This window comes from Variovorax pasteuri (genome assembly GCF_051216435.1).
GTDB lineage: Bacteria > Pseudomonadota > Gammaproteobacteria > Burkholderiales > Burkholderiaceae_C > Variovorax.
Genome location: NZ_JBPJZS010000001.1, coordinates 316,596 through 342,499 on the forward strand (window position 1 = coordinate 316,596; position 25,904 = coordinate 342,499).

A 25,904-nucleotide genomic window follows, 5' to 3' on the forward strand; every position below is an offset into this window, starting at 1 on the left:
ATGAAGCGGGCCGCTTTCCTGCTTTTCGCGCTGGTGGCCGCCGCCGGCGCGCAGGCCATGAGCATCCGCGAACTGCGCACGCTCGAAGCCAGCGAGAAGGACGGCAAGGCCTACGCCAGCTACTACCTGGTCGGCGTGCTCGAAGGCCTGCGCGAAGGCGTCGAGGCTTCGCAGCGCAACGGGCAGGCGCCCGTGTTCTGCGTCGAGGGCCGCCGCCTCGAACCCGCCATGGCCCGTTCGCTCTACCAGACCGAGCTGAGCCGCAACGCCGACAGCTATGAAGCCGACATGCCCGTTCAACTGGTCATGGCCGGCGCCCTGAAAAACAGCTACCGCTGCACCCGATGACCGTTCCAGAATCCGCCCGCTCCCCGCTCGACCGTATCCGCAACGACGTGCGGGCCATGCATGCCTATGCGGTCCAGGACGCCAGCGGCTTCATCAAGCTCGACGCGATGGAAAACCCCTTCGGCCTGCCGCCCGCGCTGCAGGCCGAGCTGGGCGCGCGGCTCGGCGCGCTGGCGCTCAACCGGTATCCGGGCGAACGCGGCGCCCACCTGCAGCGTGCGCTTGCCGCCCATGCGCAGATGCCCGAAGGCTTCTCCCTGATGCTGGGCAACGGCTCCGACGAGCTGATTTCGCTGCTCGACATCGCCTGCGACCAGCCCGGCGCCACGGTGCTGGCGCCGCTGCCCGGCTTCGTGATGTATGCCATGAGCGCGCAGCTGCAGGGCCTGAGGTTCGTCGGCGTGCCGCTCACGGCCGATTTCGAGCTCGACGAGGCCGCCATGCTGGCCGCCGTCGCGCGCGAGAAGCCCGCCATCGTCTACCTGGCCTACCCGAACAACCCGACCGCCAACCTCTGGGACGACGCCGTCATCGAGAAGATCGTCCAGGCCCAGGGCGCGCAGCGCGGCCTGGTGGTGATCGATGAGGCCTACCAGCCGTTCGCCGCCAAAAGCTACATCGACCGGCTCGCGGCGCACGGCCATGTGCTGCTGATGCGCACGCTCAGCAAGTTCGGCCTGGCCGGCATCCGCCTGGGCTACCTGATGGGGCCGGCCGCGCTGATCGCCGAGATCGACAAGGTGCGCCCGCCCTACAACATCAGCGTGCTCAACTGCGAGTGCGCGCTGTTCGCGCTGGAACACGCCGAGGTGTTCGAGGCCCAGGCCCGGCAGATCCGCGAGGAGCGCGAGCGACTGATGACCGGGCTCGGCCGCCTGCCCGGCGTGAAGACCTGGCCCAGCGACGCCAACATGATCCTTTTGCGCGTGCCCGATGCCACCAGGACCTTCGAGGGCATGAAGGCGCGCGGGGTGCTGGTGAAGAACGTTTCTAAAATGCACGAACTGCTCGCCAACTGCCTGCGCCTCACCGTCGGAACCGCCGACGAGAATGCGCGCATGCTCGCGGCACTCGAAGCCTCACTATGACCACCCCCACCTCCCAGGACAGCGGCGAGCGCATCGCGTCTGTCACCCGCAACACCGCGGAAACCAAGATCACCGTCAGCGTCAACCTCGACGGCACCGGCAAGTCCAAGCTCTCGACCGGCATCGGTTTCTTCGACCACATGCTCGACCAGATCGCCCGGCACGGGCTGATCGACCTCGACATCGATTGCCAGGGCGACCTGCACATCGACGGCCACCACACGGTGGAGGACGTGGGCATCACCTTCGGCCAGGCCGTGGCCAAGGCCATCGGCGACAAGAAGGGCATCCGCCGCTACGGCCATGCCTACGTGCCGCTGGACGAAGCGCTGAGCCGCGTGGTCATCGACTTCTCGGGCCGCCCGGGCCTCGTGATGCACGTGCCGTTCACCAGCGGGATGATCGGCACCTTCGACAGCCAGCTCACCTACGAGTTCTTCCAGGGCTTCGTGAACCACGCCTTCGTCACGCTGCACATCGACAACCTCAAGGGCGTCAATGCGCACCACCAGTGCGAGACCGTGTTCAAGGCCTTCGCGCGCGCCATGCGCGGCGCGCTCGAGCTCGATCCGCGTTCCGTCGGCGTCATTCCCTCGACCAAGGGCTCGCTCTGAACGCGTTCGTCCATCAGCTATGAAATCTGTAGCAAATACCGTTGCCGTCGTCGACTACGGCATGGGCAACCTGCATTCCGTGTCGCAGGCCGTGCGCCATGCGGCCGACCAGGTGGGCGTGGAAGTGTTCGTCACCTCCGACCCCGACGTGGTCCGAAAGGCCACCCGCGTGGTGCTGCCGGGGCAGGGCGCCATGCCCGACTGCATGCGCGAACTGCGCGAGTCCGGCCTTCAGGAGTCGGTGCTCGAAGCGGCCGCCAGCAAGCCGCTGTTCGGCGTGTGCGTGGGCATGCAGATGATGCTGTCGCGCAGCCACGAAGGCCCGACCGACGGCCTGGGCCTCATTCCGGGCGAGGTCGTCAAGTTCGACCTGGCCGGTCGCCTGCAGCCCGACGGCAGCCGCTTCAAGGTGCCGCAGATGGGCTGGAACCAGGTGCGCCAGGCCCAGCCGCACGCCGTGTGGGCGGGCGTGCCCGACGACAGCTACTTCTACTTCGTGCACAGCTTCTACGCCTGCCCGGTCGACCCCAGGCACAGCGTGGGCGAAGCGGATTACGGCACGAGCTTTACCGCAGCCATTGCACGCGATAATATTTTTGCCACCCAGTTCCACCCGGAGAAGAGTGCGGACCATGGGTTGCAGCTCTATCGCAACTTCCTCCACTGGAACCCCTGAACGTTTTTTTCCTGTCCGGGCCGAACCTCCCACAGCCCGGACTCCGCACACTCGCGTCACTTCCATGCTCCTCATTCCCGCCATTGATCTCAAGGACGGCCACTGCGTTCGCCTCAAGCAGGGCGACATGGACCAGTCCACCGTCTTCAGCGAAGACCCCGCCGCCATGGCCCGTAAGTGGGTCACGGCCGGCGCGCGCCGGCTGCACCTGGTCGACCTGAACGGAGCCTTCGCCGGCAAGCCGCAGAACCACGCAGCCATCAAGGCGATCCTGCAGGAAGTCGGCGACGACATTCCGGTGCAGCTGGGCGGCGGCATTCGCGACCTCGACACCATCGAGCGCTACATCGACGACGGCCTGCGCTACGTGATCATCGGCACCGCCGCGGTCAAGAACCCGGGCTTCCTGAAGGATGCCTGCAGCGCCTTCGGCGGCCACATCATCGTGGGCCTGGACGCCAAGGACGGCAAGGTTGCCACCGACGGCTGGAGCAAGCTCACGGGCCACGAGGTGGCCGACCTGGGCAAGAAATTCGAGGACTACGGCGTCGAGTCGATCATCTACACCGACATCGGCCGCGACGGCATGCTCTCGGGCATCAACATCGAAGCCACCGTCAAGCTGGCGCGGGCGCTGACCATTCCGGTGATCGCCTCGGGCGGCCTGTCGAACATGCTGGACATCGACAACCTCTGCGCCGTCGAGTCCGATGGCATCGAGGGCGTCATCTGCGGCCGCGCCATCTATTCGGGCGACCTCGATTTCGCCGCGGCGCAAGCCCGCGCGGACGAACTGGCGGCCTGACGCCTTAACCGCGCAGCGCGTGCTCTCCGCGCTCGCCATTGCCAACTACCGCTCGCTGCGCCAGCTGACGGTGCCGCTGGGCCGGCTCACGGTGGTGACCGGGGCCAACGGCAGCGGCAAATCGAGCGTATACCGGGCGATGCGGCTGCTGGCCGACATTGCCAATGGCGGCGTGATCCGCTCGCTGGTGCGCGAAGGCGGCCTGTCTTCCACGCTGTGGGCCGGGCCCGAGCGGTTCTCGGCGGCCATGCTGCGTGGCGAGGTGCCCGTGCAAGGCACCACGCGCAGCGAGCCGGTGGCGCTGAAGCTGGGCTTCGCCGGTGTCCAGAGTGAAGATTTCGGCTACGCCATCGACATCGGCCTGCCGGCGCCGATTCCGTCGACGGCTTTTTCGCGCGACCCGCAGATCAAGCACGAGGCCATCTGGAGCGGCCCGCTGCTGCGCCCCTCCACACAACTGGTCGACCGCAAGGGCGGCGCGCTGCGCCTGCGCGACGGCAAGGGTTGGCAGGCCGTTGGCCGGCCGATGCCCGCCTTCGCCAGCATGATGACCGAGCACGCCGACCCGCGCGACGCGCCCGAGATGCTCACGCTGCGCGAGCAGATGCGCTCCTGGCGCTTCTACGACCATTTCCGTTCCGATGCCGAGGCGCCCGCGCGCCAGCCGCAGCTGGGAACCTACACGCCCGTGCTGGCCGACGACGGCGCCGACCTGGCCGCGGCGCTGCAGACCATCCGCGAGATCGGCGACGGCGAAGCGCTGGACCGTGCCGTGGACGACGCCTTTCCGGGAGCCCGCGTCGAAGTGCAGGTGGCTGGCGACCGCTTCGAGACGCTGATGCACCAGCACGGCCTGCTGCGGCCCCTGACCGCCGCCGAGCTGTCCGACGGCACCCTGCGCTACCTGTTGTGGATCGCGGCCCTGCTCACGCCCCGCGCGCCCGCGCTGCTGGTGCTCAACGAGCCCGAGACCAGCCTGCACCCCGACCTGCTGCCCGCGCTCGGCCGCCTCATCGCGCAGGCGGCGCGCCAGTCGCAGGTGATCGTGGTGTCGCATGCCGCGCGGCTGATCGCGGCGCTGGAAGACAGCGACGACCTGAAATCGGTGGTGCTCGACAAGCAGTTCGGCGAAACGCGTATCGCCAACCTGGACATGAGCGAGATCCCGCGCTGGGAGTGGCCCGCGCGCTAGGGCGTGTCCGTCTCAGGCGCGCGCCAGCGCCCGGAAGGCCGCGCTGGCGATCACGCCTTCGGTCTTGCGGTGCGAGGCCGCGAAGCGCGTGCGGTCCGGCATGGTGGCCGGCACGGCGCGCCAGTCCGCCAGGTCGGGGTGGCCGCTCCACGCCATGTTCAGCACCAGGGTGCGATGCAGCGCAGGCAGGTCGTTGCCGTGGTCGTCGCACACCGCCTGCGTCTTCATGCGGTGCAGCACCGGCAGCAGCTCGGGTTCGGTCACCAGAAAGTCGAGCAGGCCGCCGCCGCGTGCGAGCGCAAAGCCCGCGAAGGCCTGGAAGAACCAGTTGATGCCCGGGTTGTAGTTGTCGTAGCTGTGCAGCGCGTAGCGCGCCAGCACCGTGGCCAGCAGCCGCCGGAACTTCGGATGCCGGGCGCCGAAGTCGATCAGCCGACAGACGTCGGCCGGGCTCTTGCGCGCACAAGGCGTGAGCGCCAGTTCGAACAGCGCCGGCAGTTCGGGCAGGCCCAGGTGGGCGGCCGCGCGAGCCCGGATGTCGGGAGCATCGAAGCACATCAGCAACAGCGCCATGTGCGCAGGCAATGTGGGCAGGCGGTGCACGATGGCGTCGAGGTGGCCGCATTGCACCAGCGCATGCAGCAGGTTGACGAACTCACCGCCGGTGCCCCGGTGCAGTTCGTGCAGCGGCGGCTCTGCAATGAGCGCCAGCGTGGCGTCGAGGTCGAAGCTGTCCAGCGTGCGCCAGAAGGCATGGACGCGCGGATGCGCATAGCCGACCTTGAACGCATGCGCTTGCAGGGTGTAGCTGCGGGCCTGGTAGTTCTGGCGGTTGGCCGTGGCGGCGGGGTCGTTGTCGAAGGCTTCGACGTCGGCCACGACGAACTCGGTGGGAATGTCGAAGGAGCCGTTGAAGAACCTGAACCTGTAGACCGGCGCACCCTTGTGCAGCAGCGTGTTGCCGATGGCGCAGCGCGCCTTGGTGAGCGTGAGCGGGCCCTGCTCGAACCAGCAGAAGGGTGTGCGCCGCGGGTCCATGCCCCAGTCGCCCACGGTGCCGTCGAACACCGAGTCGACCCAGGCCTGGAGCTGCGCGTCGGCATGCAGCGGGCGCTTGAGGGCGCTGCTTTCGTCTTCCGGCACCCGGTGGGCGGCAAAGTCCCAGAAGGCGCGGTAGCCGTGCCGGTACGCGTTCTGCACGTGGGCCAGTGCCGCGGGCGTGTCGCCAGCCGTGGCTTCGGCGATAGCGGCCCAGAACAGGAACGTGTGGTCCCGGCAGGCCAGCGCAGCGTCGTCGGGCGGAACGGCACGCGCCAGCGCAAGGGCTTCCTCGAGGCGCCCGGTGCGCAGGTGCCCCTCAAGGGTGTCGCTCAGCGCCTGCCAGGTGGCCTCGCATCGGCGGTCGAGGGCGAGCAGGTCGGCGAGGGGTGGCGTGTCGGGGCTGGGTGGCATCGGGCCGCAGTGTTGCACACGGCCCGGGGCGGCAGCCCCTGTCGCGCTCTGGGCTACTCGGCCTTCACCGACATCGTCTGGATGATCGTTTCCAGCTGCGCGCTCATCGGCAGGTTGAGGCTTTCCCCCGAGGGCAGCTTGCGCAGGAACCAGCGCTTGTACTGCCGCTCGATCTCGCCGTCTTCCGCCAGCACCTGGAAGGCGTCGACGACCAGCTTGTTGAGCTGCGCGTCGTCCTTGCGGTACATGATCCCGTAGGGGTCGTAGGAGAGAAAGTCGCCGACCACCTCGTAGTTCGCCTTGGCAGCGTCCTGGGCGATCAGGCCGTAGAGCAGCACGTCGTCGGTGGCGAAGGCGTCGGCCTGGCCGCTCTTCACCAGCCCGAAGGACTCCGCATGGTCGGGCGTCACGATCAGGTTGATGCCGAGCTTGAACTTTTCCGACAGCTCGCGCAGCGTCTTCTCGTTGGTGGTGCCGGCCGTCACGGCCACCTTCTTGCCGGCCAGGTCGCGGAACGACTTGATCGGCGAGCCCTTCTTCACCAGCACCTTGGTGCCCGAGACGAACATGGTGGGCGAGAAGCTCACGCGCTTCTGCCGCTCGAGGTTGTTGGTGGTGGAGCCGCACTCCAGGTCGACCTTGCCGCTGGCGACCGCGTCGATGCGCGAGTCCGAGGTCACGGGCACCCACTTGATGGTGAGGCTCTTGTTCACCGCGTCCTCGATGGAGCTCACCAGCGAGCGGCAGAGCTCGATGGAGTAGCCGATGGGTTCCTTGCGCGCATTGAGGTACGAGAAGGGCACCGACGACTCGCGGTAGCCGAGGGTGATGGCGCCTGTGGAGCGCGCCTTGGCCAGCGTGCCGGTGAGCTCCTGCGCCTGAGCGGGAACCGCCAGCACCAGGGCCGCGAGCAACGCGGCGCCGGCGGATGCAAGCGTGCCGATGCGCTTCATGGCGTGCCTGCTCACGCGTGCGCCGGGTGGGCGAGGGTGGCGTTGGCTTCCTCGTCGATGGCCCGGGCGTTGACCTCGGCGTCGCTTTCGGAGAGCAGCTCGCCTTCCCACTTGGCGACCACCGCGGTGGCGATGGAGTTGCCCACCGCGTTGGTGGCCGAGCGGCCCATGTCGAGGAAGGTGTCCACACCCAGGATCAGCAGCAGGCCGGCCTCGGGAATGTCGAAGTGGTTCAGCGTGGCGGCAATCACCACCAGCGAGGCGCGCGGCACGCCGGCCATGCCCTTGGAGGTGAGCATCAGGATCAGCAGCATCGTGACCTGCGTGCTGATCGGCATGTGGATGTTGTAGGCCTGCGCGATGAACAGCACGGCGAAGGTGCAATACATCATGGAGCCGTCCAGATTGAACGAATAGCCCATGGGCATCACGAAGCTGGAGATCTTGCGCTTCACGCCGAAACGGTCGAGCGCCTGCAGGATCTTCGGATACGCGGCTTCCGAACTGGCGGTGGCAAAGGACAGCAGGAAGGCCTCCTTGATGAGCACCAGCAGCTTGAACACGCGCGGCCCCAGGAACAGGAAGCCCGCCAGCACCAGCACGCTCCACAGCACGAACAGGCCGAGGTAGAAGTCGCCCATGAACACCGCGAACTTCAGCAGGATGCCCAGCCCGTTGACGGCCACCGTGGCGGCCATGGCGGCCAGCACCGCGAGCGGCGCGAGCTTCATCACGTAGCCCGTGATCTTGAGCATGGCGTGCGAAAGCTCCTCGATGGCCGCCACCAGCGTCTTGGCCTTGTCGCCCAGCGAGGCGAGCGCCACGCCGAAGAACATCGAGAACACCACGATCTGCAGGATCTCGTTGTTGGCCATGGCTTCCACGAACGACTTGGGCACCGTGTGGCTCACGAAGTCTTTCAGCGTGAACTTGGAGGTGGCCAGGTTGGCCGAGGCGCCGATGTCGGGCAGCGGCAGGCCCAGGTTCTCGCCGGGCTTGAGCAGGTTGGCCATGATCAGGCCGATGACCAGCGAGATCAGCGAGGCGGTCAGGAACCAGCCGATGGCCTTGCCGAACACCCGGCCGACCGACTTGGCGTCGCCCATGTGCGCGATGCCCACCACCAGGGTGGAGAACACCAGCGGGCCGATCAGCATCTTGATCAGGCGCAGGAACACGTCCGAGACGATGGAGACGTAGTCGGCGATCTCCTTGGCGGCTTTCTTGTCCGGGAAGCTCGTGAAGATCATGTAGCCCACGATGATGCCGAGCACCATGGCGATCAGGATCCAGGCGGCCATCGGCAGCTTTTTCTTCATGCGTATCCCCTTTTGTCGTGTGAGAGTGATTTTTTCGAGCACGGGACTGAAGCGGTCACAGGGTATCCAAGAAGGCCCCGTGCGCGCAATGGCCCGAGATGCCAGTTCCGTGCCACGGCGCGGGCGCTGCCTACAATTCTCGCCATGGAAATCACCCCGATCGAGTTTCGCGGCCAGCCCGCACTGCGCGCCACAGGCCCCGATGAAAGCACCCTCACCGTCGCCTTGCATGGCGCGCAAGTGCTCTCCTGGACGGCGGGCGACGGGGTGGAAAGGCTTTACCTGAGCCCTTCGGCGGTGTTCGACGGGCACACCGCCATCCGCGGCGGCGTGCCCGTTTGCTGCCCCCAGTTCAACCAGCGCGGCATGTTGCCCAAGCATGGATTCATGCGCAATTTGCCTTGGAAGCACGAGCCGTCGGACGCGCCCGACACGCTGCGGCTGACGCTGCGCGACGCCGAAGCCACCCGCAAGCTCTGGCCGCACGCTTTCGAGGCACGGCTCGAGGCCACCCTGTCGCGCGGCCAGCTGCGCACGGCGCTCACGCTGGTCAACATCGACCGCGCGCCCTGGACCTTTGCTGCGGCACTGCACACCTACCTGCGTGTGGACGACATCGCCAATGTGCGGCTGGAAGGCCTGCAGGGTGCCAACCGCTGGGATTCGCTGCGCGACGACCGCCACGTGGAAACCGCGGCGGCGTTGCATTTCGATGCAGAGTTCGACAGCGTGTATGCCGCACCCGCCCAGCCGCTGCGGCTGGTGCAGCCGGGCGGCAAGCTCGAAATCTCGCAAAGCGCGAGCTGCAGCGAAACGGTGGTGTGGAACCCCGGCGCGGTGCTCGGTGCGAAACTCGCCGACATGCCCGCGGACGGGTTCCGCCATATGCTGTGCGTGGAGGCCGCCCGCATCGACGAGCCCGTGCTGCTCGCGCCCGGCGCCCAATGGCAGGGCTGGCAACAGCTGCGCGTTCTCTGATTCTTTCTCTGCTTCCTTCCTGGTCCACCCCATGCTTGCCAAACGCATCATTCCCTGCCTCGACGTCACCGGCGGCCGTGTCGTCAAGGGTGTCAACTTCCTCGAACTGCGCGACGCGGGCGATCCGGTCGAGATCGCCGCACGCTACAACGCGCAGGGCGCCGACGAGCTCACCTTCCTCGACATCACCGCCACCAGCGACGGCCGCGACCTGATCCTGCCGATCATCGAAGCGGTGGCTTCGCAGGTCTTCATTCCGCTGACCGTGGGCGGCGGCGTACGCACCGTGGCCGACGTGCGCCGGCTGCTCAACGCGGGCGCCGACAAGACCAGCTTCAACTCCGCCGCCATCGCCGACCCGAACGTGATCGACGACGCCTCGCAGAAGTACGGCTCGCAGTGCATCGTGGTCGCCATCGACGCCAAGCGCCGCAGCCCCGAAGAGGCCGCCACGCGCGGCGCGGGCTGGGACGTGTACAGCCACGGCGGGCGCAAGAACACCGGCCTGGATGCCGTCGAGTGGGCCACCGAGATGGCGCGCCGCGGCGCCGGCGAGATCCTGCTGACCAGCATGGACCGCGACGGCACCAAGAGCGGCTTCGACCTGGAGCTGACCCGCGCGGTGAGCAATGCCGTCAGCGTGCCGGTGATCGCCTCGGGCGGCGTGGGCAGCCTGGACGACCTGGCCGACGGCATCCAGACCGGCGGCGCCGACGCGGTGCTGGCGGCCAGCATCTTCCACTACGGCGAGCACACGGTGGGCGAGGCCAAGGCCCGCATGGCCGCGCGGGGCATACCCGTGCGGATCGACCGCTGAGCGCCCCCCCGGGGGGCCGTTCGAACGCCCCTCAAGGGTCTTTTTCTATCCCTGACAATACCGCGATGAAATGGCTCGATGAAGTGAAGTGGGACGCGAACGGCCTGGTGCCGGTCATCGCGCAGGAACAGGGCAGCAACGACGTGCTGATGTTCGCCTGGATGAACCGCGAGGCGCTCGAAAAGACCGCCGAGCTGGGCCGTGCGGTGTATTTCAGCCGCTCGCGCAACAAGCTGTGGTTCAAGGGCGAGGAGTCGGGCCATGTGCAGACCGTGCACGAGATCCGGCTGGACTGCGACAACGACGTGGTTCTGCTCAAGGTCACCCAGCTCGGCCACGAGCCCGGCATCGCCTGCCACACCGGGCGCCACAGCTGCTTCTTCAGCAAGTACGACAAGGGCCAGTGGACGGTGGTCGAACCCGTCTTGAAAGACCCGGAATCGATCTACAAATGACGGCCACGGTGAACACCCCCAGCCCCTCCTCGTCCGTCGACGCCCTGGCACGCCTGGCCGCCGTCATCGAAAGCCGCCTGCCCGCGAACGGCGGCGACCCCGAAAAAAGCTACGCCGCCCGGCTGCTGCACAAGGGCCCCGACGCTTTCCTCAAGAAGATCGGCGAGGAAGCCACCGAGGTCGTGATGGCCGCCAAGGACGCCGACCACGGCGGCGACCGCTCGAAAATAGTGAACGAAGTGGCCGACCTGTGGTTCCACACCATGGTGGCGCTGGCGCACTACGGTTTTTCGCCTGCCGACGTCACCGCGGAGCTCGAGCGCCGCGAGGGCACCAGCGGCATCGAGGAAAAGGCGCTGCGCAAGGTGCAGGCCCGCGAAGCTGGCAACGGTTAACGGTTGAAAGGACATCCCTCATGGCCAACGACATCGTGAACGTGGAACCCGACGACTCCCTCAAGACCTGGGGCTGGGTCAGCTACATCCTGCACCTGATCGTGGCCATCGGCGCCGTCGTGCCGGGGGCGCAGGCGTCGGTGCTGCTCCTGCTGATCGCGCTGGTGATCGATTTCGTCAAGCGCGACGACGCCGCAGGCACCTGGCAGGCGTCGCATTTCAGCTGGCGCATCCGCTCGGTGCTGTGGGCCGGGTTGCTCTACATCGTGACCTCGTGGCTCTGGCTGCTCTTTTTCGTTCCGGGCTGGATCGCCTGGAGCCTGATTTCGCTGTGGTTCCTGTACCGGATCGTGAAAGGCATGATCCGAATGAACGACAGCCGCCCCATGGAACCCAAAGATGTCATCTGACCCGAACTGCGTCTTCTGCAAGATCGTCGAAGGCAAGATCCCCTCGCGCAAGGTCTACGAAGACGACGACCTGTTCGCCTTTCACGACATCGCGCCGTGGGCGCCGGTGCATTTCATGGTGGTGCCCAAGAAGCACATCGCGTCGATGGCGCAGCTCACGCCCGACGACGCGGCGCTCATGGGCAAGATCATGACCCTGGCGCCCCGGCTGGCGCTGGAGCAGGGCTGCAAGCCCTATCCGGATGGCGGTTTCCGGGTGGTCGTCAACACCGGCAACGAGGGCGGGCAGGAGGTTCACCATCTCCATGTCCATGTCATGGGCGGTCCCCGGCCATGGCTTCGCGGCTGAGTACGCTTAAGCCAAACTGTCACATTTCGCCCGACTAAAATCGGACACATTCTTAGGAGTTCTCCATGGGTTCTTTTTCCATCTGGCACTGGCTGATCGTGCTGCTCGTCGTGGTCATGATCTTCGGCACCAAGAAGCTGCGCAACATGGGCTCCGACCTTGGCGGCGCCGTCAAGGGCTTCAAGGACGGCATGAAGGACGGCAGCGCCGATGCGCCCGCCGGCACTTCGGCACCCGCCCAGCAAGTGACCGGCCAGCCGGTCAACGACAAGTCGACCATCGACGTCGAAGCGCGTCAGAAGTCCTGAGCGCGGACCGCACGTGTTCGACCTCGGTATCGAGAAGCTGGCGCTGATCGGCGTCGTGGCGCTGATCGTCATCGGTCCGGAAAAGCTGCCGCGCGTGGCACGCACCGTGGGCACCCTGCTCGGCAAGGCGCAGCGCTACGTGAACGACGTCAAGTCCGAAGTCAACCGCTCGATGGAGCTCGACGAGCTCCGCAAGATGAAGACCACCGTGGAGGATGCGGCGCGCGACGTCGAGCACAGCATCCACACCGGTGCGAGCGACTTCGAAAAGCAGTTCAGCGGTTCGGGTGAAACACTCTCGGCGCTGGCCGAACCCGAGCCGCCACCGCCGCCGGAGTACCGGCACCCGCGCAAGAACTGGCGCCTGAAGCAGGGCGCCACACCGCAGTGGTACAAGTCGCGCAACGGCGTGCGCACCAAGGCGCTGTCGGGTGCGGCACGGGTCGCCCGCTTCCGCCCGCACACGATCAACAAGATCAACTAGCGCACCCCCACCACCGCGTTCCCCGAGCGCCGCACGCCGGCCGACGTCACGCTATCTTCTTTTCCAATGGCCGATTCCGACAACAAGAACAACGACAAAGAAGACGAGCTGGCGGGCACCGAACAGCCGTTCGTGGCTCACCTGGTCGAGCTTCGCGACCGCCTGCTCTATTGCGTCTACGGCCTGGTCATCGCGGGCATCCTGCTGTCCATCTGGCCGGGGCCCGGCGGGCTGATCGACATCATCGCGATGCCGATCAAGGCGCACATGCCGCACGACGCCAAGCTGATCGCCATCGGCGTGTTCTCGCCGTTCTTCGTGCCGCTGAAGGTGCTGATGATGGCCGCCGTGCTGCTGGCACTGCCCTGGCTCATGTACCAGGCGTGGATGTTCGTGGCGCCCGGGCTCTACAGCCATGAGCGCAAGTTCGCGCTGCCGCTGATCTTCTTCGGCAGCCTGCTGGCCTACGGCGGCATCGCCTTCGTGCAGCTGTTCGTGCTGGACAAGATGTTCAGCTTCATCCAGCGCTTTGCGCCAGCCGCGGTGCAGGCGACGCCCGACATTTCCTCGTACGTCGAGGCCATCCTGTCGCTGTACATCGCCTTCGGCGTGGCCTTCCAGGTGCCGATCGTGGTGATGCTGCTGGTGCGCTTCGAGATGGTGACCATCGAGAAGCTGAAGTCCTTCCGCGGCTACTTCATCGTGGTCGCGTTCGTCGTGGCCGCCGTGCTGACGCCGCCCGACGTGGTGTCGCAGCTGGCGTTGGCGGTGCCGATGTGCCTGCTGTACGAGGTGGGCATCCTCGGTGCCAAGTACTTCGCCAGCTCGGGCAAGAAACCGGAAGAAGAGGAAAGCGCCGACTCGGCGTCCAGCTGAGTTCCGGCGCGCAAGGCCCGAGGGCTGGCCTTATTCGGGCTGGTTGGGCACTTGCCTGACGGGGCTCTTCGGTCGCAGCCCCGGCGTCACATCCAGCTCCATCTTGTCGCTGCCGCGCTGCAACGCGAACCGTGAGCTGCTGCCGGGCTTCAGGCCCGCCACCGCGGTCAGCAGCGCCTGAACGCTGTCCGTCTTCTTCTCGCCCACCGCGATGATCACGTCGCCGGGGCGAATGCCGGCCTTGGCGGCCGGGCCGTTCTGCAGCACGCCGGTGATGATCACCCCCGTATCCGCCTTCACGCCGAAGGTCTCGGCCAGTTCGGGCGAAAGTTCGTTCGGCTCCACGCCGATCCAGCCGCGGCGCACCTGGCCTTCCTTGACGATTCCCTCGAGCACGATCTTGGCCATCGACACCGGAATGGCGAAGCCGATGCCCATGCTGCCGCCCGAGCGCGAATAGATCGCGGTGTTGATGCCCTGCAGGTTGCCGTTGACGTCGATCAGCGCACCGCCCGAGTTGCCGGGGTTGATGGCCGCGTCGGTCTGGATGAAGTTCTCGAAGTTGTTGATGCCGAGCTGGTTGCGCCCCAGCGCCGAGACGATGCCGCTGGTCACGGTCTGGCCCACGCCGAAGGGGTTGCCGATGGCCAGCACCTGGTCGCCCACCTGCAGCGCGTCGGAGTCGCCCAGCACGATCACGGGCAGCTTGTCGAGCTCGATCTTCAATACGGCCAGGTCGGTGTCGGGGTCGGTGCCGATCACCTTGCCGCGCGCGTGGCGGCTGTCGTTCAGCGTCACCTCGATCTCGTCGGCGCCCTCGACCACGTGGTTGTTGGTGAGGATGTAGCCGTCGGGGCTGACGATCACGCCGCTGCCCAGGCCCACCTGGGGCTGGTCGTCCTGGTCACCGAAGAAGAAGCGGAACCAGGGGTCGTTGCTGCGCGGGTGGCGCTGAGCGGCCTTGCTGGTGTTGATGCTCACCACCGCGGGCGAGGCCTTCTTGGCCGGCACGCTCAGGCTGCCGGGTGCCGAGATGGCCGCGCCGCCCGCCGGCGCTTCCACGATGGACACCACGCCGCCCAGCGATGTCGAGCGCTTGTTGATCCACTCGGGCTTGAGCGTCGCAACGACGAAGTAGGCCGCCAGCAGGACGGTCACGGCTTGGGCAAAGAGCAGCCAGGTGCGTTTCATGAAAGCTTGGAGAGAAAGACGGTGGAAGGCTGCCTGGGGATGCAGCAATGTTGTCAATTGTCCACCAATCGCATGGGACAGAGACCGCGCTGCCCGGTCGAGATTCGGGCGGCTCGGCTGCGGAAACAAGGGTTAACACTTAGCATCGCCCATCGGCCCGAACCGGGCCGCGCTTTCAGGCCTCCCGTGGCGCCCACCCGGCGAACGCGGCCAGGCATTTCGTCCACGCGCCATTGTTCCGTTTCTCATCCGCTCTACGGGCGGGCGCGCGGCCACGACCTCCTTGCCAGCCATGACTTCACAAGCAACCCTCCCGGACGGCGCCCAGCCGCAACCGGCCCGCACGCTCGGCGCGAGCGACTACAAGACCCTGGCCCTGTCCGCCCTCGGCGGCACGCTGGAGTTCTACGACTTCGTCATCTACGTGTTCTTTGCCACCGTGCTGGGCGCGCTGTTCTTCCCGGTGGACATGCCCGACTGGCTGCGCCAGCTGCAGACCTTCGGCATCTTCGCGGCCGGCTACCTGGCGCGCCCGGTGGGCGGCATCGTCATTGCGCATTTCGGCGACGTGTTCGGGCGCAAGCGCATGTTCACGCTGTCGATCTTCCTGATGGCGGCGCCCACGCTGGTCATCGGCCTGCTGCCCATCTACGCGAGCATCGGTATCGCGGCGCCGTTGCTGCTGCTGGCCATGCGCGTGCTTCAGGGCGCGGCCATCGGCGGCGAAATGCCCGGCGCCTGGGTGTTCGTGGGCGAGCACGTGCCCGCACGCCGCTACGGCTTCGGCATCGGCATGCTGACCTCGGGCATCACCGGCGGCATCCTGCTGGGTTCGCTGATTGCCGTGGCCATCAACCGCCACTACTCGCCGGAGCAGGTGAGCGACTTTGCCTGGCGCATTCCGTTCATCCTGGGCGGCGTGTTCGGGCTGGTGTCGGTCTACCTGCGCCGCTTTCTGCATGAAACGCCAGTGTTCAAGGAGCTGGCCGGCCGCCGCACCGTGGCGCGCGAGCTGCCGCTGCGCACCGTGCTGCGCGAACACCGCCTGGCCTGCGTGTATGTCGCGCTGCTGACCTGGGTGCTGTCGGCCGCCATCGTGGTGGTGGTGCTGTACACGCCCACCTACCTGCAGAAGGTGCACCACATTCCCGCCGCGTTGGCGCTGGAAGCCAACGCGCTGGCCACGCTGACCCTCACGCTGGGCTGCATGCTTACCGGCTGGGCCAGCGACCGCCTCGGCACGCGCGCGGTGATGCTGGTCGGCTGGGGCGGCCTGTTCGCCACGGCGTACCTGTTCTACAGCGGACTGCCCGGCACGCCGGCCACGCTGTTCTGGCACTACGGCCTGGTGGGCCTGTTCGTGGGCACCATCGCCACGGTGCCGATCGCCGGGGTGCGCGCCTTTCCGGCGCCGGTGCGCTTCACGGGGCTTTCGTTCGCCTACAACATGTCGTACGCGGTGTTCGGCGGGCTGACGCCGGTGATCCTCACGCTCTGGCTGCAGCACGACACGATGGCGCCCGCCCACTACGTGGCGGTGCTTGCGGGCCTGGGCTTCCTGCTGGCGTTCCTGCCGCTGGCCGCGCGCGGCCATGCCATGCGCGACGGCACGGCAGTTAAGGGCGGCGCGACAATGTCGCGATGAGCACCACCCGCCACGAACTGCTTCACGCATTCGACCTGCTGCTGGCCCCCGGCCGCTTCAAGGACTACGGACCCAACGGCCTGCAGGTCGAGGGCCGCACCGTGGTCCGCAAGATCGTCTCGGGCGTCACCGCCAGCCGCGCGCTGATCGAGGCCGCGATCCACGCCGAGGCCGACGCCATCTTTGTTCACCACGGCCTGTTCTGGCGCGGCCAGGACGGCTGCGTCACCGGCTGGATGAAGCAGCGCCTGGGCCTGCTGTTGGGCGCCGACGTCAACCTGTTCGCCTACCACCTGCCACTGGACGCGCACCCCGAGCTCGGCAACAACGCACAGCTGGGGCTGCAGCTGGGGCTTGTGGCGCATGCCGGCGCCGGCGGGCGCTTCGGCGAGCAGGAGCTCGGCTTTCTCGGCGCGCAGGAAAGCGGCGCCAGCTTTGCCGATGCCCGAACGCTCGCTACGCACGTCGAATCGGTGCTGAAAAGGCCGGTAACGCTGGTGGATACTGCGCATCGCGCTATTAAAAACATAGCGTGGTGCACGGGCGGCGCGCAAGGCTACTTCGAGGCCGCCATCGCAGCCGGGGCCGACGCCTTCATCACCGGCGAGATATCCGAGCCGCAGGCCCATTACGCGCGCGAGATGGGCGTTGCCTACCTGGCCTGCGGGCACCACGCCACGGAGCGCTACGGCGCGCAGGCGGTGGCCGGGCACGTGGCGGCGCAGCTCGGCCTGGTGCACGAATTCATCGACATCGACAACCCCGCATGAACCACGCCATTGCCATCACCCTGGGGGACCCGGCGGGCATCGGCCCCGAGATCATCGTCAAGGCCTTCCGCGACGCGCCGGAGGCCACGCGCGGCGCCTTCGTCGCGGGTGACGTGGGCACCGTGCGCCACGCCTCGCAGGCGCTGGCCGCGCCGGGGCACCCGGCCTGGCCGGTGCTGGAGATCGAATCGGTCGCCGAGGCCGCCACCGTGCCGCCGCGCTGCATTCCCGTGCTGCAGGTGATTGCTGCGCCGTCGCACATCGAACAGGGCCGCATCAGCGCCGAGGCCGGCCGCGTGGCGGGCGAATGCGTGGTGTGGGCCGCGCGGGCCGCGCTGCGCGGCGAGATCGGCGCCATCGTCACCGCGCCGCTGCACAAGGAGGCGCTGTCGGCCGCCGGCTTTCCGTACCCCGGCCATACCGAGCTGCTGCAGGCCGAGGCGGCCGCGCACCTGGGGCGCACCGTGGCCGAGGTGCCGGTGCGCATGATGCTGGCCAACGACGAGCTGCGCACCGTGCTCGTGAGCATCCACATGTCGCTGCGCAACGCCATCGATGCCGTGCGCTTCGAGGGCGTGCTCGACACGCTGCGCATCACGCACCGGGCGCTGACCCAAGCGCTGGGCCGCGCGCCGCGCATCGGCGTGGCGGGCCTGAACCCGCATGCGGGGGAGGGCGGCCTGTTCGGCTCGGAAGAGCGCGAGATCATTGCGCCGGCCATCGAGGCCGCGCGCGCCGAAGGCATCGACGCCCGCGGGCCCTACGCGCCCGACACGGTCTTCATGCGCGCGCGCGCCAAGGCGGGTGTGCCGGCCAGCGGCGAGTTCGATGTGGTGGTGGCGATGTACCACGACCAGGGCCTGATCCCGGTCAAGTACCTGGGCGTGGAGAAGGGCGTGAACGTGACGCTGGGCCTGCCGCTGGTGCGCACCAGCCCCGATCACGGCACCGCGTTCGACATTGCGGGCACGGGGCGGGCCGATGCGGCCAGCCTTGTGGAGGCGCTGCGCATGGCCAGGGTGCTCAAGGGCGCCTGAACGGCCCCCGGCTTGCTTGAAGGGAAGGTGCCTGAGCGGCACCCGGCTTGCTTGAGGGGAAGGTGCCTGAACGGCACCCGGCTTGCTTGAATGAAGGTGCCTGAACGGCACCTTCGTGCTCAAGGGCGTTGCTTGAGGCTGTCGCGAATCTCGCGCAGCAGCACCACGTCTTCGGGCGTGGCGGGTGCCGGCACCGGTGCCGGCTCGTCGTTGCGCTTCATGCGGTTGATCTGCTTGACCATCATGAAGATGATGAAAGCCAGGATCACGAAGTTGACCGCGATGGTGATGAAGTTGCCATACGCCAGCACCGGCACGCCGGCCTTCTTCAGGTCTGCCAGCGTGTGCGCCACGCCGGGCGGTGCGGTGCCAAGCACCACGAAGAGGTTCGAGAAATCGAGCTTGCCGAACACCAGGCCGGCGATCGGCATGATGATGTCGGCCACGAGCGAGTCGACGATCTTGCCGAATGCGGCCCCGATGATCACGCCCACCGCGAGGTCGATCACATTGCCCTTGACGGCAAATTCCTTGAATTCACTGAGGATGCTCATGATTCAAATGGCTGCTTGAGCTTTGCTTGTTGAGGGAGGCGCTAGTATGCCTGCGGAACCCTCGCGCGCATGCGCGTCTCACTGTGTGGGTTGCCTCTCCCGCCCCCGTTCTCCCCCGTCTCCTGACCTCACCCATGCACAGTTTCTGGCAGGCCTTCACCTGGTTCGGTGACAGCGGCTTCTTGCTGCCCACGGCGCTGCTCATTGCGCTCTGGCTTTTCGTGGACACCGGCTCGCGCGCAGCCGCTGCGCAATGGGTGCTGCTGTTTGGCGCCTGCGGCCTTGTCGTCATGGTGTCAAAGATTGCCTTTATGGGATGGGGCATTGGCAGCGCCACCCTCAACTTCACCGGCTTCAGTGGCCACACCGCGCTGGCGACCAGCGTGTGGCCGGTGTTGCTGTGGGCGACCGCGTCGCGCTTTTCCGTGCGCGTGCGGCTCATTGCCGCAGCCTTCGGGTGGTGCCTGGCCATGGCCATTGGGGTGTCGCGGCTGGCGCTCGAAGTGCACTCGAACTCCGAAGTCGTGGCTGGCGCACTGCTGGGCACGCTCGCGAGCGCGGTGTTCCTGGCGCTGCAGCGGCACGCGCCTGCGCGGCCGTGGGGCGCACGCTGGATGCTGCTTGGTGTGGCGGCGCTCATGGCCGTTCTCATGCATGGCCGCGCGGCGCCGACCCAGGGGGCGCTCGAGATCATCGCCGCCCGGCTCGCCAATCTGGAGCGACCTTTCACCCGGGCCGACCTCCTGCGAAGACGTTGATTAACAGTTGAAATGTGAAGAAGTAGGATTCTGTAACATTTCAAAATGTATCAATCTGGGGCATTTTGACGTCAGGTTGTAGCCCGCTTGCGACAGCGGAATCACCGGAATCGGTGATTGACCGTGGGGTACCCCACGTTGCCTACTAAAGCCATCGTTCAACACCAGAAGGCTTCTACAGGGCATATGCCCAATGAAACCGGGTCAACCAGCCCTGTTTCGCCTCATCGCTCTCATACAGGTTGTCCATCGATAGCCTTGTATGGATACATATCTTGCAACTAGCAACAACAAAGTAGTCAACCGCCGTCCGGTGACAATTGGACTCGTCCATTGTTTACAAAAAGATGCGTGTGTCTCCGACATGTAAGTTGGAGAACTCACGGCCGTCCCCCCGACCGCAGTCGGGCCTGGACTGGCAGGGAGAGAGGACGCCGAGTGGAACTACCAACTTCTAGAGCGATGAGGATCGATTTGAGACGCTACTTTTACCCGTTGGGTTGGGGGGCTACCCTGGCCTGCGCGCTGCTGTTGCAGGGTTGTGCGCCGGGCTTCGGCTCGATGTCGGCTTACGAGCCGGACCAATCTCTGCCGCCAGACTTCCAGTACCTGCCCGAAGACGGTGCGCCCGAAGGCGTCATCACGTCCATCTCGCCTGCCCTGGTGCGCGCGATGGCGGAGTCGCAGTCGACGGCCATTCCCGGCGACGTGAAGGCGCTGTTCGGCGAAGCCCCGGCCTACACCATCGGGCCGGGAGACGTCATTGGCGTGATCGTTTACGACCACCCCGAGCTGCTGCCCAACGCCGGCGCGGTGATCACCCAGCAGACCGACCCGACCGGCGTGGCCGTAGCGCCCGGCTTCATCGTCGGCGCTACGGGGCTCATCAGCTTTCCGTACGTGGGCCGCGTCAAGCTGCAGGGCCTGACCGAGATCGAGGCGTCCGACCTGCTTGCCCAGAAGCTCGCGCTCTACATCAAAGAGCCGCAGGTCACCGTGCGTATCCAGTCGTTCAGAAGCCGACGCGCCTTCGTCGAAGGCGAGGTGCGTACGCCGGGGCTGCAGATCTTCACCGACATGCCCATGACGCTGTCCGAGGCGATCAGCCGGGCCGGCGGCATTACTGCCAACGGCGACCGCTCGTTCGTGACGCTCACGCGCGGCGACCGCACCACCGTCATCAACCTGCCCCTGCTGCAGGAGCGTGGCGGCGACGGCAGCCGCATTCCGCTGCAGAACGGCGACACCGTGCTCGTGCGAAACCGCGACGAGAGCAAGGTGTACGTGATGGGCGAGGTAGCGCGGCCCACCGGGCTGCTGATGCACAACGGCAGGCTCACGCTGAACGAAGCGCTGGGCGAAGCCGGCGGACCGAGCCTGACCACGGCACACACCGGGCAGATCTACGTCATTCGCAACAACGCGAGGGGCTTGCCCGCCATCTTCCACCTGAACGCGCGCAACCCGGCGTCCCTGGCCCTGGCCGAGCGCTTTCAGCTGCAACCGAGGGACGTGGTCTACATCGACCCCGTGCCGCTCGTGACCTGGAACCGCCTGGTCAGCCTGATCCTGCCGGCCTCGCAGGTGATCAACAACGCCGACGAAGTCTGGGCGCGCCACCGATGAAAACAGTCATGACCGTTTGCATCGGGAATATCTGCCGCAGCCCGATGGCCGAAGGCCTGCTTGCCGCAGGCCTGCCGCATTTGCGCGTGGTGTCCGCGGGCACGGGTGCCCTGGTCGGCAAACCCGCCGACCCGATGGCGCGCCGTTTGATGGACGCACGAGGCATCGACATTTCTGGCCACCTTGCACAGCAAGTGAGCCAGATGCTCTGCCGCCAAGCCGATTTGATTCTGGTGATGGACACCGAACAGCGTCGCTTTCTGGAAGCGACCTATCCGTTTACGAGGGGGAAGGTTTTTCGTATTGCTGAAGCTGCCAAGCAGGATGTGCCCGATCCATACAAAGAAGGGGAAGAAGCTTTCGAACATGCATTGAGCCTGATCGAAGTGGGGGCGCGGACGTGGATCGACCGCATTTTGAAGATTACGAAGACTGAGCAGCAATCGATATGAATTCAAACCAGCAGGTCGCCTTGCCGAATCAGGCGCTGGAAGATGATGAAGACGGCATCAACTTTACCGAGTATCTCGACATATTAATAGACAACCGCTGGCTAATTGCCTTGATTGTTTGTTGTTCAGTTATTTTGGGCGCTGCTTATGCAATTTTTGCACGCCCAAAATATGAAGCCAATGTCGCAGTACAGGTTGAAGACTCGGGAAATTCAGCTGGGAGTTTCTTGGGTGATGCTGCAGCTTCTTTACTTAGCGTCAAGACACCAGCTGCAGGTGAAATCGAAATAATTAAGTCGCGGTCCATATTGGGACAGGCGATGGAGAACACAAAACTTTATATCAGTGCTCAGCCGCGATATGCCCCTGTAGTTGGAGTTTGGCTGGCTCGCACCGCTACAGAACTCTCAACACCTGGCTTTATGGGTCTGTCTGGCTATGTCACGGGGGCTGAGAAAATTGTCGTTCCGCAATTTGATGTGCCAAAGGAGTTGGAGGAAAAGAAATTTATCCTTACAACGGGATTGAATGGGAATTACGAACTCTCAATCGCCGACTTCTCCTTCAAAGGTACGGTAGGAAAAGTAATCGAGGCACAAGTTTCAAGTGGCACTATTCGGCTATTGGTTAGTTCCATCTATGGAAATGCCGGGGCCCAATTTCAACTCATTAGGTATTCCAAGCAACTTACTTTGCTCAACCTGCAAGACGAAATAATTGTCGTTGAAAAGGGCAAGCAATCTGGCGTCCTAGACGTTAGTTGGAAAAGCCCAGACGCGGAAAAGCTTACCCAGTTGCTAAACGAAATTGGACGGTTATACGTTCGCCAAAATATAGATCGAAAGGCTGCAGAAGCAGAAAAAACTTTAGGTTTCCTTGACACTGCACTACCCCAGTTTAAGACTCAACTCGAACAAGCTGAGGATACATATAACCGCTATCGAAATCAAAATGGCACCGTAAGTCTGGATGACGAGGCGAAAAATGCGCTTACTCAAACGGTTGATCTTCAAGCGAAGCTCCTTGAGGCAGAGCAGAAGCGGCGGGAGCTGTCTGCGCGCTTTACCGACAAGCATCCAAATATCGTGACCCTTGATGCGCAAATTGCTGCGTGGAAAACAGAGATTGCAGGGGTAGACTTAAAAATAAGAAAGCTGCCATTGTTGCAGCAAAACACGGTGCGGATGCAGCGCGATATCAAAGTTAACACAGATCTTTATGTGTCGCTTTTAAATAGTTCTTTGCAGATGCGTCTAGCCAAAGAAGGCAAAGTTGGAAATGTTCGGATGCTTGATGAGGCACTAACTCCAGAGGAACCGGTTTGGCCAAAAAAGCCGCTCGTGCTGGCGGTGGCGTTCTTGGTGGGACTAATCATCGGGGCAGTTACGGCTATATTGCGAAGTTCCTTTTTTGGGGGTATTCGAAATCCAACTGAAATTGAGGCTCATACGGGCCTTAATGTATATAGCACTATTCCGTTAAGTGTTACGCAAAAAATACTGGACAAGAGCGTCGAAAATAAGGTGAAGGGTGTTCACGTATTGGCGCTATCTCATCCAGAGGATGCAGCTATCGAAAGTCTGAGAAGCCTAAGAACCGCCTTGCAATTTGCCATGCTGGAGGCGTCTAATAATCGGCTAATTATCTCTGGCGCTACCCCAGGCGTAGGGAAGACCTTCGTCTCGGTGAATTTTGCTGCAGTCACTGCTGCAGCAGGCAAACGTGTGCTCCTAATTGACGCCGATCTTAGAAAAGGGCGTGTAAATCAGTTTTTCTCGATTGCACGTGCTTCAGGCCTCTCAGAATTGATTGTTGGAACGCTCGGATTGAATCAAGCCATCAGGTCGCAGATGTTGCCAAATCTCGATGTCTTGACTACTGGTGTACTTCCGCCCAACCCAGCTGAACTATTGACCAGTACGTCTTTTGCTCAAATTCTCGACAAAGTGTCCGCCGATTATGACTTGGTAATTGTTGACACCGCCCCGGTACTTGTAGCTGCCGACACCGCATCCGTGGCTCCGCTGAGTGGGACATTACTATTGGTGGCACGGGCAGAGAAAACCCATCTCGGCGAACTAAACGAGAGCGTCCGTCGATTGGCACATGCCGGGTGCTCGCCAAATGGCGTGATTCTGAACGGACTGAACCTAGCTCGTCGTCATACGGGCGCGCATGGCTATAAATATGGCGGATATCGCTATACGGCATACAAGTATAAAGACGACGGAAGTTCTATTTAACAATGTGAATTTTTTTCGCCGAAATAATTTCCAAGTAAGACTCGATTTATTTGGCGTAGAAATCAATTTGGCAAAAATTCAGGTTTAAATGGATTTGCACCGAAAACGGCCGTGCTTCTTAGTAGTTGAACCCTTGAGCGAAACCCGTATGCCCGCAACGAATGCTTTTAGCTAAGAATACTTCCAAGGTGATGAAATGACATCCTATCGCGAACGGTCATTTGACGCTCTAAGCGAGGAGTTGCCATCCGTGACCGAAGGCTCACCTTTTGACGACGAGTTGTGCCGTCCAAAGCAGTCTAGGCTTCTGAGTGCCGCGAAGCGGGCGGTCGATATAGGTGGGGCCTGTCTATTTTTCTTGGCGTTTGGCTGGCTTTATGCGCTTATTTGGGTTGGCGTTGTAAGCACCTCAAGGGGACCGGGAATTTACTCACAGACCCGCCTAGGTCGTAACGGGAATGTTTTTAAACTCTATAAATTCCGCTCCATGATTCCTGATGCCACTCAGGCTCTCGAATCATATTTAGACGCTAACCCAGATGCTCGGAAGCAATGGGAGAACTACCAAAAATTAGACGGCGATCCAAGAATAACTACGTTTGGTAAATTTATTCGACGAGCGAGCCTTGACGAACTTCCACAGTTTTGGAATGTGTTGAAGGGTGATATGAGTCTTATTGGTCCCCGGCCTTGCATGGTCGAGCAAAAAAGACTCTACGGATCGTACTGGAAATACTATTGTGCTGTCAGGCCGGGTCTCACGGGGCTTTGGCAAGTAAGTGGCCGTAATCACTTAAGTTATCGGCAAAGAGTTGAATTGGATTCTCAATACGTGAAAAATATTTCAGTGTACGGGGATATTTTAATCTTTATCAAAACACTTTGGGTTGTGATTTCCGGCCACGGCTCTCGATAGTCCATCTAAGTCTGGCAGATTCGCGATCAACCAAATGCTTGCCCGTAGCCTTTAATATATAAATGCAGCAAAAAACTCTTCGAATTTTGGGTACGCGGGGCCTTCCTGCACGTCACGGTGGCTTTGAGACTTTTGCTGAAAGTTTGGCGGAATATCTTGTTAAGCGAGGTTGGCGCGTAATTGTTTATTGCCAAGAGCAAGGAAGCGGCGGAATCTATTTTGACGAATGGAACTCCATTGAGCGAGTGCATATTCCGGTAAAAGGCGACGGACCTTTTGGGACAATCCTGTTCGATTGGCTGGCTACTGCGGACGCCGCAAGAAATTCTGATTTGTGCCTAACCCTCGGCTATAACACCGCGATTTTCTGCACACTGTTAAGGATCGCTTCTGTACCAAATGTCATCAATATGGACGGAATCGAATGGCGTAGAAAAAAATGGGGCCCTGCAGCCAAACTTTGGTTTTGGATGAACGACTGGGCCGGGTGCTGGCTTGGTAATCATCTAATTGCGGACCACCCGGAAATTAAAAAACACTTATCGACGCGCGTCGATTCTAAGAAGATTACGACCATTGCTTATGGCAGCGCCCAAATTCTGGATGCTGACGCCCATGAAGTCCAAAAAAGGGGATTAGAGTGCGGTCAATATTTGACCGTTATTGCTAGACCTGAGCCTGAAAATTCGCTTTATGAAATAGTAAGCGGATTCTCAAAAAAGAACCGCGGGTTAAAGTTGGCAGTGCTTGGAAACTATGAGGATAGTGATCCATACCATCGAAAGGTTAAAGCTGCAGCAAGCAAGGAAGTTATTTTTTTGGGCGCCATCTACGATAAGGCTGCAGTGAATGCCCTGAGATTTTACTCAGCCGCATATGTGCATGGTCACCAAGTTGGGGGGACCAATCCGTCGCTGGTCGAGGCTTTAGGTGCGGGAAATCCTGTAATCGCGCACGACAACAAATTCAATCGCTGGGTGGCAGGTACGCGCGCAAAATATTTTGTGGACGATACCGATTTTTGCGAGCTGCTTGACGCGCTTTCGAAAAATCCTGACTTGCTCAAGGATATGAAGAACGAAAGTCGTCTTCGACATGAAGTCGAATTCACTTGGCCATCAGTACTTAGTCAGTATGAAAAAATCCTGATGGATTATTTGCCGGCCACGAGCGCGCTTCGTGCAAATTAGAGA

General features: G+C 63.4%; 29 protein-coding genes. 24 read left to right on the top strand and 5 right to left on the bottom strand.

Annotated features, from left to right (window positions below; all coding sequences use genetic code 11):
- The 6 genes from ACSFBM_RS01430 to ACSFBM_RS01455 all read left to right on the top strand — a co-directional run bounded on the left by ACSFBM_RS01430 (position 1) and on the right by ACSFBM_RS01455 (position 4,723).
- Positions 1-348: a hypothetical protein gene (locus ACSFBM_RS01430; RefSeq protein WP_435441375.1), complete on the top strand. Its 348-nt coding sequence runs from the start codon at positions 1-3 to the stop codon at positions 346-348.
- Positions 345-1,436: a histidinol-phosphate transaminase gene (hisC, locus tag ACSFBM_RS01435; RefSeq protein ID WP_435482803.1), complete on the top strand. Its 1,092-nt coding sequence runs from the start codon at positions 345-347 to the stop codon at positions 1,434-1,436. Before ACSFBM_RS01430 ends, hisC begins: the two co-directional genes overlap by 4 nt.
- On the top strand, positions 1,433-2,050 hold the full coding sequence (hisB, locus tag ACSFBM_RS01440) for an imidazoleglycerol-phosphate dehydratase HisB (RefSeq protein WP_435482804.1): 618 nt from the start codon (positions 1,433-1,435) through the stop codon (positions 2,048-2,050). The genes hisC and hisB overlap by 4 nt, the downstream gene beginning before the upstream one ends.
- Before the next feature lie 19 nt (positions 2,051-2,069).
- Positions 2,070-2,726, top strand: a complete 657-nt coding sequence (gene hisH, locus ACSFBM_RS01445; RefSeq protein WP_435482805.1) for an imidazole glycerol phosphate synthase subunit HisH — start codon at positions 2,070-2,072, stop codon at positions 2,724-2,726.
- Positions 2,727-2,790: 64 nt separating this feature from the next.
- Positions 2,791-3,531 (top strand): 1-(5-phosphoribosyl)-5-[(5-phosphoribosylamino)methylideneamino]imidazole-4-carboxamide isomerase, encoded by a 741-nt coding sequence (gene hisA, locus ACSFBM_RS01450; protein ID WP_435482806.1) that lies wholly within the window; start codon positions 2,791-2,793, stop codon positions 3,529-3,531.
- Positions 3,532-3,550: 19 nt separating this feature from the next.
- Entirely contained in the window at positions 3,551-4,723 is a 1,173-nt protein-coding gene (locus tag ACSFBM_RS01455; RefSeq protein WP_435482807.1) for an AAA family ATPase, read from the top strand.
- Positions 4,724-4,735: 12 nt separating this feature from the next.
- Here the strand turns inward: ACSFBM_RS01455 and ACSFBM_RS01460 are convergent, their stop codons facing one another.
- From ACSFBM_RS01460 to ACSFBM_RS01470, 3 genes are read right to left on the bottom strand one after another with little or no spacing between them, the layout of a single operon-like run.
- Positions 4,736-6,175, bottom strand: a complete 1,440-nt coding sequence (locus ACSFBM_RS01460; RefSeq protein ID WP_435482808.1) for a hypothetical protein — start codon at positions 6,173-6,175, stop codon at positions 4,736-4,738.
- Positions 6,176-6,228: 53 nt separating this feature from the next.
- The gene (locus ACSFBM_RS01465; protein ID WP_435482809.1) at positions 6,229-7,128 is read right to left on the bottom strand and encodes an amino acid ABC transporter substrate-binding protein; all 900 of its coding nucleotides are present in this window, start codon (positions 7,126-7,128) and stop codon (positions 6,229-6,231) included.
- An 11-nt stretch (positions 7,129-7,139) separates the two neighbouring features.
- Entirely contained in the window at positions 7,140-8,447 is a 1,308-nt protein-coding gene (locus ACSFBM_RS01470) for a dicarboxylate/amino acid:cation symporter (protein WP_435441367.1), read from the bottom strand.
- Between the two features lie 144 nt (positions 8,448-8,591).
- Between ACSFBM_RS01470 and ACSFBM_RS01475 the strand changes: the two genes are divergently transcribed.
- The 9 genes from ACSFBM_RS01475 (at position 8,592) to tatC (ending at position 13,519) form a co-directional block, all read left to right on the top strand.
- The gene (locus ACSFBM_RS01475) at positions 8,592-9,425 is read left to right on the top strand and encodes a D-hexose-6-phosphate mutarotase (RefSeq protein ID WP_435482810.1); all 834 of its coding nucleotides are present in this window, start codon (positions 8,592-8,594) and stop codon (positions 9,423-9,425) included.
- Between the two features lie 31 nt (positions 9,426-9,456).
- Positions 9,457-10,242, top strand: a complete 786-nt coding sequence (gene hisF / locus ACSFBM_RS01480; RefSeq protein ID WP_435482811.1) for an imidazole glycerol phosphate synthase subunit HisF — start codon at positions 9,457-9,459, stop codon at positions 10,240-10,242.
- A 65-nt stretch (positions 10,243-10,307) separates the two neighbouring features.
- Positions 10,308-10,697 carry a phosphoribosyl-AMP cyclohydrolase gene (gene hisI / locus ACSFBM_RS01485; RefSeq protein WP_435441364.1) on the top strand — a complete coding sequence of 130 codons (390 nt, stop codon included), beginning with the start codon at positions 10,308-10,310 and terminating at the stop codon, positions 10,695-10,697.
- The gene (locus ACSFBM_RS01490) at positions 10,694-11,092 is read left to right on the top strand and encodes a phosphoribosyl-ATP diphosphatase (protein WP_435482812.1); all 399 of its coding nucleotides are present in this window, start codon (positions 10,694-10,696) and stop codon (positions 11,090-11,092) included. Before hisI ends, ACSFBM_RS01490 begins: the two co-directional genes overlap by 4 nt.
- Positions 11,093-11,112: 20 nt before the next feature.
- Positions 11,113-11,502 (top strand): DUF4870 family protein, encoded by a 390-nt coding sequence (locus ACSFBM_RS01495; protein WP_435482813.1) that lies wholly within the window; start codon positions 11,113-11,115, stop codon positions 11,500-11,502.
- Positions 11,492-11,851: a histidine triad nucleotide-binding protein gene (locus tag ACSFBM_RS01500; RefSeq protein ID WP_435482814.1), complete on the top strand. Its 360-nt coding sequence runs from the start codon at positions 11,492-11,494 to the stop codon at positions 11,849-11,851. Before ACSFBM_RS01495 ends, ACSFBM_RS01500 begins: the two co-directional genes overlap by 11 nt.
- 65 nt (positions 11,852-11,916) lie before the next feature.
- Positions 11,917-12,159 (top strand): Sec-independent protein translocase subunit TatA, encoded by a 243-nt coding sequence (gene tatA, locus ACSFBM_RS01505; protein ID WP_116912174.1) that lies wholly within the window; start codon positions 11,917-11,919, stop codon positions 12,157-12,159.
- Positions 12,160-12,172: 13 nt separating this feature from the next.
- Complete coding sequence (gene tatB / locus ACSFBM_RS01510; RefSeq protein ID WP_435441360.1) at positions 12,173-12,643, top strand: Sec-independent protein translocase protein TatB; 471 nt, start codon at positions 12,173-12,175, stop codon at positions 12,641-12,643.
- A gap of 66 nt (positions 12,644-12,709) precedes the next feature.
- Positions 12,710-13,519 (top strand): twin-arginine translocase subunit TatC, encoded by an 810-nt coding sequence (gene tatC, locus ACSFBM_RS01515; protein WP_435441359.1) that lies wholly within the window; start codon positions 12,710-12,712, stop codon positions 13,517-13,519.
- Between the two features lie 30 nt (positions 13,520-13,549).
- Here the strand turns inward: tatC and ACSFBM_RS01520 are convergent, their stop codons facing one another.
- Positions 13,550-14,710 (bottom strand): trypsin-like peptidase domain-containing protein, encoded by a 1,161-nt coding sequence (locus tag ACSFBM_RS01520; protein WP_435482815.1) that lies wholly within the window; start codon positions 14,708-14,710, stop codon positions 13,550-13,552.
- Between the two features lie 292 nt (positions 14,711-15,002).
- On the opposite strand from ACSFBM_RS01520, the gene ACSFBM_RS01525 reads away from it, so the two are divergent.
- The 3 genes from ACSFBM_RS01525 to pdxA are packed head-to-tail and all read left to right on the top strand — an operon-like array spanning position 15,003 to position 18,162.
- Positions 15,003-16,355, top strand: coding sequence for an MFS transporter (locus ACSFBM_RS01525; protein ID WP_435482816.1), 1,353 nt, complete (start codon positions 15,003-15,005; stop codon positions 16,353-16,355).
- On the top strand, positions 16,352-17,125 hold the full coding sequence (locus tag ACSFBM_RS01530; protein WP_435482817.1) for a Nif3-like dinuclear metal center hexameric protein: 774 nt from the start codon (positions 16,352-16,354) through the stop codon (positions 17,123-17,125). Before ACSFBM_RS01525 ends, ACSFBM_RS01530 begins: the two co-directional genes overlap by 4 nt.
- Complete coding sequence (gene pdxA / locus ACSFBM_RS01535; RefSeq protein ID WP_435482818.1) at positions 17,122-18,162, top strand: 4-hydroxythreonine-4-phosphate dehydrogenase PdxA; 1,041 nt, start codon at positions 17,122-17,124, stop codon at positions 18,160-18,162. Before ACSFBM_RS01530 ends, pdxA begins: the two co-directional genes overlap by 4 nt.
- Positions 18,163-18,281: 119 nt before the next feature.
- Here the strand turns inward: pdxA and mscL are convergent, their stop codons facing one another.
- Positions 18,282-18,716 (bottom strand): large conductance mechanosensitive channel protein MscL, encoded by a 435-nt coding sequence (gene mscL, locus ACSFBM_RS01540; RefSeq protein ID WP_435482819.1) that lies wholly within the window; start codon positions 18,714-18,716, stop codon positions 18,282-18,284.
- Between the two features lie 134 nt (positions 18,717-18,850).
- Here mscL and ACSFBM_RS01545 point away from each other — a divergent pair, with 134 nt between their 5' ends.
- The 6 genes from ACSFBM_RS01545 (at position 18,851) to ACSFBM_RS01570 (ending at position 25,901) form a co-directional block, all read left to right on the top strand.
- Positions 18,851-19,474 carry a phosphatase PAP2 family protein gene (locus ACSFBM_RS01545; RefSeq protein ID WP_435482820.1) on the top strand — a complete coding sequence of 208 codons (624 nt, stop codon included), beginning with the start codon at positions 18,851-18,853 and terminating at the stop codon, positions 19,472-19,474.
- Positions 19,475-19,936: 462 nt separating this feature from the next.
- Entirely contained in the window at positions 19,937-21,100 is a 1,164-nt protein-coding gene (locus ACSFBM_RS01550; protein WP_435482821.1) for a polysaccharide biosynthesis/export family protein, read from the top strand.
- Positions 21,097-21,552: a low molecular weight protein-tyrosine-phosphatase gene (locus ACSFBM_RS01555; RefSeq protein ID WP_435482822.1), complete on the top strand. Its 456-nt coding sequence runs from the start codon at positions 21,097-21,099 to the stop codon at positions 21,550-21,552. Before ACSFBM_RS01550 ends, ACSFBM_RS01555 begins: the two co-directional genes overlap by 4 nt.
- Positions 21,549-23,795, top strand: coding sequence for a polysaccharide biosynthesis tyrosine autokinase (locus ACSFBM_RS01560; protein ID WP_435482823.1), 2,247 nt, complete (start codon positions 21,549-21,551; stop codon positions 23,793-23,795). Before ACSFBM_RS01555 ends, ACSFBM_RS01560 begins: the two co-directional genes overlap by 4 nt.
- Positions 23,796-23,991: 196 nt before the next feature.
- Positions 23,992-24,711, top strand: coding sequence for a sugar transferase (locus ACSFBM_RS01565; protein ID WP_435482824.1), 720 nt, complete (start codon positions 23,992-23,994; stop codon positions 24,709-24,711).
- A 62-nt stretch (positions 24,712-24,773) separates the two neighbouring features.
- Positions 24,774-25,901, top strand: coding sequence for a DUF1972 domain-containing protein (locus tag ACSFBM_RS01570; protein ID WP_435482825.1), 1,128 nt, complete (start codon positions 24,774-24,776; stop codon positions 25,899-25,901).
- Positions 25,902-25,904: the final 3 nt, after the last annotated feature.

Excerpts from the sequence above, each read along its gene's own strand:
- ACSFBM_RS01460 (WP_435482808.1), bottom strand. The coding sequence starts at position 6,175 with ATGCCACCCAGCCCCGACACGCCACCCCTCGCCGACCTGCTCGCCCTC.
- hisB (WP_435482804.1), top strand. The coding sequence starts at position 1,433 with ATGACCACCCCCACCTCCCAGGACAGCGGCGAGCGCATCGCGTCTGTC.
- ACSFBM_RS01470 (WP_435441367.1), bottom strand. The coding sequence starts at position 8,447 with ATGAAGAAAAAGCTGCCGATGGCCGCCTGGATCCTGATCGCCATGGTG.
- ACSFBM_RS01525 (WP_435482816.1), top strand. The coding sequence starts at position 15,003 with ATGACTTCACAAGCAACCCTCCCGGACGGCGCCCAGCCGCAACCGGCC.
- ACSFBM_RS01465 (WP_435482809.1), bottom strand. The coding sequence starts at position 7,128 with ATGAAGCGCATCGGCACGCTTGCATCCGCCGGCGCCGCGTTGCTCGCG.
- tatC (WP_435441359.1), top strand. The coding sequence starts at position 12,710 with ATGGCCGATTCCGACAACAAGAACAACGACAAAGAAGACGAGCTGGCG.
- hisC (WP_435482803.1), top strand. The coding sequence starts at position 345 with ATGACCGTTCCAGAATCCGCCCGCTCCCCGCTCGACCGTATCCGCAAC.
- ACSFBM_RS01570 (WP_435482825.1), top strand. The coding sequence starts at position 24,774 with ATGCAGCAAAAAACTCTTCGAATTTTGGGTACGCGGGGCCTTCCTGCA.
- ACSFBM_RS01520 (WP_435482815.1), bottom strand. The coding sequence starts at position 14,710 with ATGAAACGCACCTGGCTGCTCTTTGCCCAAGCCGTGACCGTCCTGCTG.
- ACSFBM_RS01500 (WP_435482814.1), top strand. The coding sequence starts at position 11,492 with ATGTCATCTGACCCGAACTGCGTCTTCTGCAAGATCGTCGAAGGCAAG.
- pdxA (WP_435482818.1), top strand. The coding sequence starts at position 17,122 with ATGAACCACGCCATTGCCATCACCCTGGGGGACCCGGCGGGCATCGGC.
- ACSFBM_RS01560 (WP_435482823.1), top strand. The coding sequence starts at position 21,549 with ATGAATTCAAACCAGCAGGTCGCCTTGCCGAATCAGGCGCTGGAAGAT.
- ACSFBM_RS01550 (WP_435482821.1), top strand. The coding sequence starts at position 19,937 with ATGAGGATCGATTTGAGACGCTACTTTTACCCGTTGGGTTGGGGGGCT.
- ACSFBM_RS01545 (WP_435482820.1), top strand. The coding sequence starts at position 18,851 with ATGCACAGTTTCTGGCAGGCCTTCACCTGGTTCGGTGACAGCGGCTTC.
- hisI (WP_435441364.1), top strand. The coding sequence starts at position 10,308 with ATGAAATGGCTCGATGAAGTGAAGTGGGACGCGAACGGCCTGGTGCCG.
- ACSFBM_RS01555 (WP_435482822.1), top strand. The coding sequence starts at position 21,097 with ATGAAAACAGTCATGACCGTTTGCATCGGGAATATCTGCCGCAGCCCG.
- hisH (WP_435482805.1), top strand. The coding sequence starts at position 2,070 with ATGAAATCTGTAGCAAATACCGTTGCCGTCGTCGACTACGGCATGGGC.
- mscL (WP_435482819.1), bottom strand. The coding sequence starts at position 18,716 with ATGAGCATCCTCAGTGAATTCAAGGAATTTGCCGTCAAGGGCAATGTG.
- ACSFBM_RS01530 (WP_435482817.1), top strand. The coding sequence starts at position 16,352 with ATGAGCACCACCCGCCACGAACTGCTTCACGCATTCGACCTGCTGCTG.
- ACSFBM_RS01490 (WP_435482812.1), top strand. The coding sequence starts at position 10,694 with ATGACGGCCACGGTGAACACCCCCAGCCCCTCCTCGTCCGTCGACGCC.
- ACSFBM_RS01430 (WP_435441375.1), top strand. The coding sequence starts at position 1 with ATGAAGCGGGCCGCTTTCCTGCTTTTCGCGCTGGTGGCCGCCGCCGGC.
- hisA (WP_435482806.1), top strand. The coding sequence starts at position 2,791 with ATGCTCCTCATTCCCGCCATTGATCTCAAGGACGGCCACTGCGTTCGC.
- tatA (WP_116912174.1), top strand. The coding sequence starts at position 11,917 with ATGGGTTCTTTTTCCATCTGGCACTGGCTGATCGTGCTGCTCGTCGTG.
- ACSFBM_RS01495 (WP_435482813.1), top strand. The coding sequence starts at position 11,113 with ATGGCCAACGACATCGTGAACGTGGAACCCGACGACTCCCTCAAGACC.
- ACSFBM_RS01475 (WP_435482810.1), top strand. The coding sequence starts at position 8,592 with ATGGAAATCACCCCGATCGAGTTTCGCGGCCAGCCCGCACTGCGCGCC.
- ACSFBM_RS01565 (WP_435482824.1), top strand. The coding sequence starts at position 23,992 with ATGACATCCTATCGCGAACGGTCATTTGACGCTCTAAGCGAGGAGTTG.
- hisF (WP_435482811.1), top strand. The coding sequence starts at position 9,457 with ATGCTTGCCAAACGCATCATTCCCTGCCTCGACGTCACCGGCGGCCGT.